Below are 7,826 nucleotides of genomic sequence, written 5' to 3' on the forward strand. Positions count from 1 at the left end.
TCGGTTATTCAACTAAGCAGCAATGCTGTATTCGATCGCTGTATAGGATGGAGACAACCCGTTGCCCACCCCCCGTACGCCCCATTCCCAAGCCCTAAACGTCTTTCCGTCATAACTCCTTTCAACAAGCCGAGCAGAGCGGCGGCAGAAAGGAGCACAGATGGTATTCGATTTCTTACGTCGTGGATCGGCTGGGAGCGCGCCCGAGGCGAAGGCGAGCGCGACCGGGCCTGTGGTGGCGTGGCAGACCGGCGGGCGCGTGGCGTGGAGCCCGCGGGACACGGTGTCGCTGACACGGACGGGATTTTCGGGCAATCCGGTGGGGTTTCGGTCGGTCAAGCTGATTGCTGAATCGGCGGCGGCTCTGCCCTTGATTTTGCAGGGTCAGGGGCAGCGCTTCGATGCGCATCCGATCCTGGCCCTGTTGCGGCGCCCGAATGCGGCGCAGGGGCGGGCAGAGATGCTGGAGGCCCTGTTCGGGCAGCTGCTGCTGTCGGGCAATGCTTATGTCGAGGCGGTGCAGGTCGAGGACGGGCTGCCGGTTGAGCTGCATGTTTTGCGTTCGGACCGGATGAGCGTGGTGCCGGGGGCGGATGGGTGGCCCAAGGCCTATGATTACAGCGTCGGTGGCAAGACGCACCGGTTCTCGGCCGAGGCCATCTGCCATATCAAGACGTTCCACCCGCAAGATGATCATTACGGGTTCTCGCCGATGCAGGCAGCGGCGACGGCGATTGATGTGCACAACAGCGCCTCGCGGTGGTCGAAATCGCTGCTGGACAATGCCGCGCGGCCCTCGGGGGCGCTGGTGTGGAAGGGCGGTGATGGTCACGGAATGATGGCCGAGGAGCAGTTCCGCCGCCTGTCCGACGAGATCGAGCAGAACTATCGCGGGGCGCGCAATGCCGGCCGTCCGATGGTTCTGGAGGGGGGGCTGGATTGGAAGCCGATGGGCTTTTCCCCCTCGGATATGGAGTTTCAGAAGACCAAGGAAGCCGCCGCCCGCGAGATCGCGCTGGCCTTTGGGGTCCCGCCGATGCTGCTGGGGATACAGGGCGACGCGACCTATTCGAACTATCAGGAGGCCAACCGGGCGTTTTACCGCCTGACCGTGCTGCCCCTGGTGACGCGGGTGGCGGCGGCGGTGTCGGAGTGGCTGACGGGCTTTACCGGCGAGGATCTGATGCTGAAGCCGGATCTGGATCAGGTAACAGCCCTGTCTGCCGAGCGGGATGCGCAATGGGCGCGGGTCAACCGGGCGGAATTCCTGAGCGATGTGGAAAAACGCAGGTTGCTGGGGCTGCCGGAGCGTGCAGATGGCTGAGGGGTATCCTCCGTTCGAATGCGCGCCGGGGCTACGTCTGGCCGCGCATGAGCGGGTGGCCGAGATCCAGCATGCGCATCTTTGCAGGCGGCTGGATCAGATCGAAGAGATGATGGAGCGGCTGGAGAAACGGCTGTGGCTGACAGTCTATGGTGTGGCCGCAGTGATCCTGGCGCAGGCGTTTCAGTCATTCCTGGTGGTAACGCCATAAGTTCAGTGGGTTACATGGAGAAGTTCATGGATTTGGAGCATAAGTTCGCAGGGTTCGGTGACATCCTGTCGGTGACCGAGGATGCGATGATCGAAGGCTATGCCAGCCTGTTCGGGCAAGTCGATCATGGCAGTGACATGGTGCAGCGCGGGGCCTATCGCGCCTCGCTAGAGGGGCTCGCCAAGGCGGGTCAGCGGGTCAAGATGCTGTGGCAGCACGACCCGGCGCAACCCATAGGCGTCTGGGACGAGGTACGCGAGGACGACAAGGGCCTGTGGGTCAAGGGACGTCTGCTGGAAAGCACCCAGAAAGGCCGCGAAGCGGCCGAGCTGATCCGCGCGGGTGCGATGGATGGCCTGTCGATCGGCTATCGCACCAAACGGGCCGTGAAGAATGACAAGGGCCAGCGGGTCCTGACGGAACTGGAGCTTTGGGAGGTGTCGCTGGTGACCTTCCCGATGCTGCCCAGTGCGCGGGTGGCGGCAAAGGGGAGCGACCCCGATGCCGAGAATACCTGGCGCAGTATTGCCGAGGTGTTCAACGACGCCCGGCAGGAGCTGGCGCGGACCTAGCGCGCCTCAAACCCACCCAAAAACAGGACATGCTGATGAGCAAGACCGAGATACCGGCCTTGACCGGAGAGGGTGCGCCCCTGGTTCAGGAGGTGAAGCAGGCGATGGCTGGCTTCGTGAATGAATTCAAGGGCCTGAAGGCTGAAGTTAAAACAAAACTGCAACAGACAGAAGAGCGACTGACCATGCTGGATCGTAAATCAACCATCGCGGCGCGCCCGCATCTTGCGGCCTCGACCCTGGACGGTGCACCGCACCAGAAGGCGTTCGACGCCTATGTACGCTCGGGCGAGGATGACGGGCTGCGCGGGCTGGAGATGGAGAGCAAATCGCTGTCCACCGCCGTCAACAGCGATGGCGGGTATCTGGTCGATCCGCAGACCGCCGAGACGATCAAGTCGGTTCTGAACGCAACCGCGTCGATCCGCTCGATTGCGTCGGTGGTGAATGTCGAGGCGAATTCGTTCGATGTGCTGATCGACCATACCGATGTCGGTGCCGGCTGGGCTGATGAGAATTCGTCCACTTCCGAAACCGGAACCCCGTCGATCGACCGCATCTCGATCCCACTGCACGAGTTGAGCGCGCTGCCCAAAGCCTCGCAACGTTTGCTGGATGACAGCGCGTTCGATGTCGAGGGCTGGCTGGCCGGTCGGATTGCCGACAAGTTCGCCCGTGCCGAGGCGGCGGCCTTTATCGCGGGTGACGGTGTGGACAAACCCAAAGGTCTGATGATCCACCGCGCGGTATCCGACGACACCTGGTCCTGGGGCAGCCTGGGGTATGTTGCCACCGGCATCGATGGCGGTGTCGACGCGGATGCGATTGTCGATGTGGTTTATGCGCTGGGCGCGCAATACCGGGTCAATGGCACATTCGTCATGAACTCGAAAACGGCGGGTGTGATCCGCAAGCTGAAGGACAGCGATGGCCGTTTCCTGTGGTCGGACGGTCTGGCCGCTGGTGAGCCCGCGCGCCTGATGGGCTATCCGGTACTGATTGCCGAGGACATGCCGGATGCGGCCTCGGACAGCTTCTCGATCGCGTTTGGCGACTTCAAATCCGGTTACACCATCGCCGAACGCCCCGATCTGCGCGTGCTGCGCGACCCGTTCAGCGCCAAGCCGCATGTCCTGTTCTATGCGACCAAACGCGTGGGCGGTGATGTGAGCGACTTTGCAGCCATCAAGCTGGTGAAATTCGGCATCGCATAGGCGGTGGCGAATCCGGGGGGCCATCAGCCCCTCGGGCGGCGGGCACGGGCCGGGGTGAGATCCCCCGCGTTGTCTAGCTGCTCCCCTCCGTCCGAGCAACGTGGGGCGGCGAGTGCCCGTCATTTTCCTGACTGAGGCCCCCGGTGGGGTCCGAGATTGCGGAGTGAATGGATGATGTTGATCGAAGAAACCGCCATCGCGGATGCGGCGCTGCCGGTGGATCAGTTCAAGGCGCATCTGCGGCTGGGCAGGGGCTTTGCCAAGGATGACGTTCAGAACGAGGTGCTGAAGGGGTTCCTGCGGGCGGCCATGGCCGCGATTGAGGCGCGCACCGGCAAGGTTCTGATCGAGCGCGACTTTTCATGGAGCCTGAGCGGTTGGCGCGATCCGTCGGGCGAGGTTTTGCCGGTTGCTCCGGTGACATCGGTGCTGTCCGTGACGCTGACCGATGCGGCAGGTTCTGAAACCGTTGCGGATGCGGCGGTGTATCGGCTGGAACGCGATGGCCAGCGCCCGCGGTTGCGGCCGGTCGGGTTGGTCCTGCCTGCGATTGCAACGGGGGGTGCGGTGAAGATCGCCTTCACGGCCGGGATGGCCACGGACTGGGCCGGTTTGCCTGCCGATCTGGGCCAGGCGGTACTGTTACTGGCGGCGCATTATTACGAATACCGGGACGAGACCGCGCTGGGCGCGGGGTGCATGCCGTTTGGTGTCACCAGCCTGATCCAGCGCTATCGGATGGTGCGCTTTGGTGCGGGGGTGGTGCAATGAACACCCCGCGTCTGAACCGCAAGCTGGTGCTTGAGGCCCCGATGCGCAGCGCTGACGGGTCCGGGGGATATACCGAGGCTTGGGCCGCGCTGGGAACGCTGTGGGCCGAGGTCACGGCGCGCAGTGGTGCGGAACGGCAGATCGCTGGCGTTTCCGTCTCGCGCGTGGGGTATCGCATCGTGGTGCGGGGCGCCCCCGAAGGGTCGACCATGCGCCCGGCGCCGGATCAGCGGTTTCGCGAGGGCAATCGCCGTTTCGTCATCCGCGCCGTGGCAGAGCGTGACGCGCGCGGCCAGTACCTGATCTGTTTCGCGGATGAAGAGGTGGCGGCATGAGCTATGGCGTATCAGCCGCCCTGCAGGCGGCGGTGTTTCAGCACCTGACCGCGGATGCGGATGTCAGCGGCCAGTCCGGCGGCGCGATCTATGACGCGGTGCCCACGGGAACGGTTCCGCAGACCTATGTGACATTGGGCCCGGAAGAGGTCCGCGACGCCTCGGACCGGTCGAGCGCGGGTGCGATCCACCGCTTTACGGTTTCGGTGGTGTCCGAAGCCGCCGGGTTTGGCGCGGCAAAGACGCTGGCCGGGGCGGTGTGTGACGCGCTGGACAACGCGCCGCTGGTTCTGAGCCGCGGGCATCTGGTCGGGCTGTGGTTCGAGCGCGCCTCGGCCCGGCGAACCGGGACAGGCGGCAGCATCCGCCAGATCGACCTGAGATTCCGCGCCCGCGTGGAAGACGACTAAGCAATCAACGGAGAGAGCACATGGCTGCCCAGAACGGAAAAGACCTTTTGGTCAAAGTGGACATGAACGGCACGGGCCTGTTCCAGACCATTGCGGGCCTGCGGGCCACGCGGATCAGTTTCAACGCCGAAAGCGTGGACGTCACCAGTCTGGAAAGTCAGGGGGGGTGGCGCGAGCTGTTGTCGGGGGCGGGGGTCAAATCGGCCTCGATCTCGGGTTCGGGCGTGTTCAAGGATGCTGGTACGGACGAACGTGCGCGGCAGCTGTTTTTTGACGGCGAGACCCCGGCGTTTCAGGTGATCATCCCCGATTTCGGCATTGTCGAGGGGGCGTTTCAGGTGACGGGCATCGAGTATGCAGGCTCACACAACGGTGAGGCGACCTATGAGATGAGCATGGCAAGCGCCGGTGCGCTGAGCTTTACGGCGCTGTAATCGCATGGCCAATCCGTGGACGGGCGAGGTGGCACTGACCATCGATGGAGAGCGGCGGGTGCTCAAGCTGACGCTGGGCGCTTTGGCGGAACTGGAGCAGGAGCTGAACACCGGATCCCTGGTCGAGCTGGTGCAGCGGTTCGAGGGTGGCGCGTATTCCAGCAGTGACGTGCTGGCGCTGATCGTTGCCGGGTTGCGGGGCGGGGGCCGGGATACCAGCCGCGCCGATCTGTTTCATGCCGAAATCGCGGGCGGCCCCATGGCTGCGGCCAAAGCGGCGGCCGAGCTGCTGGCCCGCGCCTTCATGGTGCCGGAAACGACATGAGCGGGTTCGACTGGCCCGCCCTGATGCGGGCCGGGTTTCTGGGGCTGCGGCTGTCACCGGATCATTTCTGGCGTCTGACCCCGGCGGAACTGCGGCTGATGCTGGGGCAGGGCGCCGGGATGCCCGCGATGAACCGGGCAGGCCTTGACGCGCTGCTGGCCGCCTTCCCGGACAAGCAACAAGGAGAGCGTGATGACGGATCGTGACGGGTTTGACGACTTGCAGGAACGGGGCGCAGCGCTGGGCGATGCCCTGGGTGATGCTGCGACGATGGCCGCGGCGTTTGACAGCCAGATGAAGCGGATCAGCGCCGCGTTCGAGGAAACCGGCAAGGATGTCGCCACGTTGGAGCGGGGCATGTCCAGCGGTTTGCGCAAGGCGTTCGATGGTGTGGTTCTGGAGGGGATGAGCCTGTCGGGCGCGCTGGATGTGCTGAAGAACTCGCTGATCCAAACGGCTTATGCAGCCGCAATCAAGCCGGTGACGGATCACTTCGGTGGGTTGCTGGCAAACTCGGTCGGCGGGTTGGTGCAGGGTCTTCTGCCCTTTGCCGATGGCGGCAGTTTCAGCCAGGGCCGGGTGATGCCCTTTGCCAATGGCGGCGTGGTCAGCAGCCCGACGATGTTTCCAATGCGGGGCGGCACCGGGCTGATGGGCGAGGCCGGCCCCGAGGCGATCATGCCGCTGGCGCGCGGCGCGGACGGCAAGCTGGGCGTGCGCACGCAGGGCGGCGGGCGTTCGGTGAATGTGGTGATGAACATCACGACCCCGGATGTGCAGGGGTTCCGCCGCTCGCAGGGGCAGATTGCAGCACAGATGAGCCGTGCGTTGGGGCGCGGCAATCGCAACAGGTAAATCAAGGAGCAGGTGATGACTTTCCACGAGGTGAGATTTCCCGCCAGCCTGAGCTTTGGCTCGGTCGGGGGGCCCGAGCGACGCACGGATATCGTGACGCTGGCCAACGGGTTCGAAGAACGCAACACGCCCTGGGCCCATTCCCGGCGCAGGTATGATGCGGGGCTGGGGATGCGCTCGCTGGACGATATCGAGACGCTGATTTCGTTCTTCGAGGCGCGGCAGGGCCAGATGTATGGGTTTCGCTGGAAGGACTGGTCGGATTTCAAATCCGGCAAGGCCACGCTGGATGTCGATGTCGGAGATCAGGTTATCGCACGCGGCGACGGTGTGCGGACTGAGTTTCAGCTGATCAAGACCTATAGCTCGGGCGGGGTCAGCTATGCCCGCCCCATCGTCAAGCCGGTGCTGGGGACGGTGCGTCTGGGGCTGGATCAGGATGAGATCCGGGAGGGTGTGGAATTCGAGGTCGATCTGGCAACCGGCCGGATCACCTTTGCCGACCCGCCACCGGAAGAGGTGGATATCACCGCCGGGTTCGAATTCGATGTACCAGTACGGTTTGACACCGACAAGATCCATACCAGCGTCGCCAGTTTTCAGGCCGGAGAGGCGCCGAACGTTCCCGTGGTCGAGGTGCGTGTCTGATGGCTGTGGATGAACAGGGCCTGCACGCGCATCTGCAAAGCGGAATGACCACTGTGTGCCGGTGTTGGGCGATCAGACGCCGGGATGGTCAGGAATACGGGTTCACCGATCATGATCTGGAACTTGGCTTTGACGGATTGACGTTCAGGGCCAGCACCGGATTGACGGCGGCGGCCATCGAACAGGCCACCGGCCTGTCCATTGACAACACCGAAGCCATGGGCGCGCTGTCGGATGCGGCCATTCGCGAAGAGGATATCGAGGCGGGGCGGTTCGACGGGGCCGAGGTGCGCGCGTGGCTGGTCAACTGGGCCGACCCGGATCAGCGTATCCTTCAGTTCCGGGGCTCAATCGGGGAATTGCGGCGCGCAGGCGGCGCGTTTCACGCCGAGCTGCGTGGCCTGACCGATTTGCTGAACCGCCTGTTGGGGCGCGTGTATCAGAAACCCTGTACCGCCGTATTGGGAGACCGGACCTGTCGGTTCGACATGGATACGCCCGGCTATTGGATCGAGGGCGCCGTCACCGGTTTCGATGGCGGAACCGTTCTGCTTGTGGCAGGCGGGGGAACCATCGATGACGGGTGGTTCGAGCGCGGCAGGGTCGACGTAGTGTCGGGAGCGGCGGAAGGGCTCTGGTCATCGATCAAGCACGACCGGCAGGTGGCGGAAGGGCGGCAAATCACGCTCTGGTCCGGTTTCGGGGAAAGCCTGGTGCCGGGTGACAT

The 7,826-nt window shown here is 64.2% G+C and carries 13 protein-coding genes; all 13 read left to right on the top strand.

From position 1 onward, the window contains the following. Window positions 1-160: 160 nt before the first annotated feature. Window positions 161-1,324: a phage portal protein gene (locus tag AC2FLZ_RS06460; protein WP_480621959.1), complete on the top strand. Its 1,164-nt coding sequence runs from the start codon at window positions 161-163 to the stop codon at window positions 1,322-1,324. Next, window positions 1,317-1,535 carry a GTA head formation protein, RCAP_rcc01685 family gene (locus AC2FLZ_RS06465; RefSeq protein WP_267365006.1) on the top strand — a complete coding sequence of 73 codons (219 nt, stop codon included), beginning with the start codon at window positions 1,317-1,319 and terminating at the stop codon, window positions 1,533-1,535. Before AC2FLZ_RS06460 ends, AC2FLZ_RS06465 begins: the two co-directional genes overlap by 8 nt. A gap of 14 nt (window positions 1,536-1,549) precedes the next feature. After that, entirely contained in the window at window positions 1,550-2,107 is a 558-nt protein-coding gene (locus AC2FLZ_RS06470) for an HK97 family phage prohead protease (protein ID WP_480517462.1), read from the top strand. Between the two features lie 35 nt (window positions 2,108-2,142). Continuing rightward, window positions 2,143-3,321: a phage major capsid protein gene (locus tag AC2FLZ_RS06475; protein WP_480517460.1), complete on the top strand. Its 1,179-nt coding sequence runs from the start codon at window positions 2,143-2,145 to the stop codon at window positions 3,319-3,321. A gap of 171 nt (window positions 3,322-3,492) precedes the next feature. Continuing rightward, window positions 3,493-4,092, top strand: coding sequence for a head-tail connector protein (locus tag AC2FLZ_RS06480; protein WP_496881961.1), 600 nt, complete (start codon window positions 3,493-3,495; stop codon window positions 4,090-4,092). Further along, the gene (locus AC2FLZ_RS06485) at window positions 4,089-4,427 is read left to right on the top strand and encodes a phage head closure protein (RefSeq protein ID WP_480473374.1); all 339 of its coding nucleotides are present in this window, start codon (window positions 4,089-4,091) and stop codon (window positions 4,425-4,427) included. Before AC2FLZ_RS06480 ends, AC2FLZ_RS06485 begins: the two co-directional genes overlap by 4 nt. Continuing rightward, entirely contained in the window at window positions 4,424-4,837 is a 414-nt protein-coding gene (locus tag AC2FLZ_RS06490) for a DUF3168 domain-containing protein (RefSeq protein ID WP_480473373.1), read from the top strand. The genes AC2FLZ_RS06485 and AC2FLZ_RS06490 overlap by 4 nt, the downstream gene beginning before the upstream one ends. 20 nt (window positions 4,838-4,857) lie before the next feature. Beyond that, window positions 4,858-5,271 carry a phage major tail protein, TP901-1 family gene (locus AC2FLZ_RS06495; RefSeq protein WP_267364994.1) on the top strand — a complete coding sequence of 138 codons (414 nt, stop codon included), beginning with the start codon at window positions 4,858-4,860 and terminating at the stop codon, window positions 5,269-5,271. Window positions 5,272-5,275: 4 nt separating this feature from the next. Beyond that, window positions 5,276-5,596: a gene transfer agent family protein gene (locus AC2FLZ_RS06500; protein ID WP_496881962.1), complete on the top strand. Its 321-nt coding sequence runs from the start codon at window positions 5,276-5,278 to the stop codon at window positions 5,594-5,596. Beyond that, on the top strand, window positions 5,593-5,802 hold the full coding sequence (locus tag AC2FLZ_RS06505) for a rcc01693 family protein (RefSeq protein ID WP_496881963.1): 210 nt from the start codon (window positions 5,593-5,595) through the stop codon (window positions 5,800-5,802). The genes AC2FLZ_RS06500 and AC2FLZ_RS06505 overlap by 4 nt, the downstream gene beginning before the upstream one ends. Then, on the top strand, window positions 5,789-6,451 hold the full coding sequence (locus AC2FLZ_RS06510; protein WP_496808708.1) for an RcGTA-type gene transfer agent tail tape measure protein: 663 nt from the start codon (window positions 5,789-5,791) through the stop codon (window positions 6,449-6,451). Before AC2FLZ_RS06505 ends, AC2FLZ_RS06510 begins: the two co-directional genes overlap by 14 nt. A gap of 15 nt (window positions 6,452-6,466) precedes the next feature. Further along, window positions 6,467-7,099: a phage distal tail protein, Rcc01695 family gene (locus AC2FLZ_RS06515; protein WP_267364987.1), complete on the top strand. Its 633-nt coding sequence runs from the start codon at window positions 6,467-6,469 to the stop codon at window positions 7,097-7,099. Beyond that, a partial coding sequence (locus tag AC2FLZ_RS06520; RefSeq protein WP_496881964.1) for a phage/gene transfer agent baseplate hub protein occupies window positions 7,099-7,826 on the top strand: 728 nt, incomplete at its 3' end. The genes AC2FLZ_RS06515 and AC2FLZ_RS06520, both read left to right, overlap by 1 nt.

Source organism: Ruegeria sp. YKSF131, assembly GCF_059612645.1.

Excerpts from the sequence above, each read along its gene's own strand:
- AC2FLZ_RS06475 (WP_480517460.1), top strand. The coding sequence starts at position 2,143 with ATGAGCAAGACCGAGATACCGGCCTTGACCGGAGAGGGTGCGCCCCTG.
- AC2FLZ_RS06460 (WP_480621959.1), top strand. The coding sequence starts at position 161 with ATGGTATTCGATTTCTTACGTCGTGGATCGGCTGGGAGCGCGCCCGAG.
- AC2FLZ_RS06510 (WP_496808708.1), top strand. The coding sequence starts at position 5,789 with ATGACGGATCGTGACGGGTTTGACGACTTGCAGGAACGGGGCGCAGCG.
- AC2FLZ_RS06515 (WP_267364987.1), top strand. The coding sequence starts at position 6,467 with ATGACTTTCCACGAGGTGAGATTTCCCGCCAGCCTGAGCTTTGGCTCG.
- AC2FLZ_RS06470 (WP_480517462.1), top strand. The coding sequence starts at position 1,550 with ATGGAGAAGTTCATGGATTTGGAGCATAAGTTCGCAGGGTTCGGTGAC.
- AC2FLZ_RS06505 (WP_496881963.1), top strand. The coding sequence starts at position 5,593 with ATGAGCGGGTTCGACTGGCCCGCCCTGATGCGGGCCGGGTTTCTGGGG.
- AC2FLZ_RS06480 (WP_496881961.1), top strand. The coding sequence starts at position 3,493 with ATGATGTTGATCGAAGAAACCGCCATCGCGGATGCGGCGCTGCCGGTG.
- AC2FLZ_RS06465 (WP_267365006.1), top strand. The coding sequence starts at position 1,317 with ATGGCTGAGGGGTATCCTCCGTTCGAATGCGCGCCGGGGCTACGTCTG.
- AC2FLZ_RS06485 (WP_480473374.1), top strand. The coding sequence starts at position 4,089 with ATGAACACCCCGCGTCTGAACCGCAAGCTGGTGCTTGAGGCCCCGATG.
- AC2FLZ_RS06495 (WP_267364994.1), top strand. The coding sequence starts at position 4,858 with ATGGCTGCCCAGAACGGAAAAGACCTTTTGGTCAAAGTGGACATGAAC.
- AC2FLZ_RS06500 (WP_496881962.1), top strand. The coding sequence starts at position 5,276 with ATGGCCAATCCGTGGACGGGCGAGGTGGCACTGACCATCGATGGAGAG.
- AC2FLZ_RS06490 (WP_480473373.1), top strand. The coding sequence starts at position 4,424 with ATGAGCTATGGCGTATCAGCCGCCCTGCAGGCGGCGGTGTTTCAGCAC.